This is a genomic window from Saccharomonospora halophila 8 (assembly GCF_000383775.1).
GTDB lineage: Bacteria > Actinomycetota > Actinomycetes > Mycobacteriales > Pseudonocardiaceae > Saccharomonospora > Saccharomonospora halophila.
Map to the genome: position 1 here is coordinate 11,800 of NZ_KB912555.1, position 1,619 is coordinate 13,418.

Annotated in this window: 2 protein-coding genes and 1 pseudogene; all 3 read left to right on the forward strand. The window is 72.7% G+C overall.

Features of this window, described 5'->3' with window-relative positions; genetic code table 11:
* Positions 1-463 (forward strand): transglycosylase SLT domain-containing protein (locus SACHA_RS21775; protein ID WP_019809985.1); only part of this gene is annotated, 463 nt, incomplete at its 5' end.
* Positions 464-636: 173 nt separating this feature from the next.
* Positions 637-1,422 carry a hypothetical protein gene (locus tag SACHA_RS0111945; RefSeq protein ID WP_019809987.1) on the forward strand — a complete coding sequence of 262 codons (786 nt, stop codon included), beginning with the start codon at positions 637-639 and terminating at the stop codon, positions 1,420-1,422.
* 43 nt (positions 1,423-1,465) lie between these two features.
* A pseudogene (locus SACHA_RS24510) lies at positions 1,466-1,619 on the forward strand (aspartate aminotransferase); the annotation flags it as partial.

The following is a 1,619-nucleotide window of genomic DNA, read 5'->3' on the forward strand; positions in this document are numbered from 1 at the left end:
GATCGCCCCGGGCGGCGGTGCGTCGGGTGCCGGGGGCGGTGCGTCCGGCGGAGGCCTGGCGGGATACGGGTCGAGCGGACCGCCGCCGTCCAGCGGACCGCCTCCGGGCAACGTCGAGGGGTGGATCCGCGAGGCCCTCGACATCCTCCGGGCGAACGGCGTCCCCGTCACGGAGGACGACATCGACGAGATCTGGACGATCATCGACAAGGAGTCGGGCGGCGACCCGCACGCCCTCAACGACTGGGACTCGAACGCGGCCAAGGGCACGCCGTCCAAGGGGCTGATGCAGTGCATCGACCCCACCTTCCAGGCGCACGCCCTGCCCGGGCACGGCGACATCTGGGACCCGGTCGACAACATCGTCGCCGGGGTGCGCTACACCTTCGACCGCTACGGCGGCTTCGACGGCCACCCGGGCCTCGCCTCGATGGCCCAGGGTGGCGGCTACCAGGGATACTGACGACGTCGCCGCACGCACGTCCCGTGGTGCCGTGAAGGCCCCCTTCCCTGCGTCCGGTGCGGCGAGGGACTCCTTCGCTGCGTCACATGCAGGGAAGGGGGCCTTCACGGCAACGCCTCCGACACCACTACGGTGCGCTGAGTTCACGCAGTGTTCACGAGAGGGTGGGTCGGGTGACGCGGGAGACACTGGACAGGGCCGGGCCGTCGGGGGGCACGCAGGACGTGGTGCCGGACCCGGCCACGTCGGCGCAGGGGAGCGCGGGCGCGGTGTCCCCGCGGGCCGCCGGGTGGGCGCTGCTCGGGGTGACGATGCTGCTCAACGTCGTGAGCATGGCCGTGCCCGCGTTGATCGACCACCCGCTGACCACGAACCGCGGGGAGATCCAGAACTATCTCGACGTCTTCGTCGAGGGCAACCTCCCCACCTGGTGGAGCACCGGACTGCTGGTCGTCGGCGCGGTGCTGTACGGGGTGGTCGCGTTCGTCGCGCGGAGCGCCCCGGGGCGGGACACCTGGGCATGGGTGTGCGGTGCCGTCCTGCTCGGCCTGATGTCGCTGGACGACCACACCCAGCTGCACGAGCGGCTCGACCGGATCGGGCGCGAGGTGGCGACCTTCGACGGGTTCCCGTTCTACTGGCTGATCCCGGGCATCCTCGCCGGCGGCGTGGTGGCCGCGGGAATGGTGTACCTGGGGCTACGCCTGCGGGGACGCACGCGCGCGGGTGTGCTCGGTGGCTGCGCCCTGCTGCTGTGGTCCGCGCTCGGGATGGAGGCGGTTCAGGGCCTGTGGATCGCCACGGGCGAGAGCGGCCCGCTGTACGTGCTCACCTACCATGCCGAGGAGCTCGGCGAGAATCTCGGCGTGCTGCTGATGATGGCCGCCGCCGTGTGGGCGTTGCGGATCGAACGGCGGGACGGCGCGACCGTGCTGCGGTACCGCGGCGCCGGGCGGTGACACCGGGGCCGTGGGCTCGTGTCCGCGACCTAGGGTGAGCCGCATGGTCGAACCCGTGTCCTTCCCCGGGCCCGCCGCGCGGGCCGACGTGGCGCCGTTCCACGTCATGGAGGTGCTCTCCGCCGCACAACAGCGGCAGCGCAGCCACGGCGACGTGCTCGCGTTGTGCGCGGGCCAGCCGACGGCGGGCGCGCCGC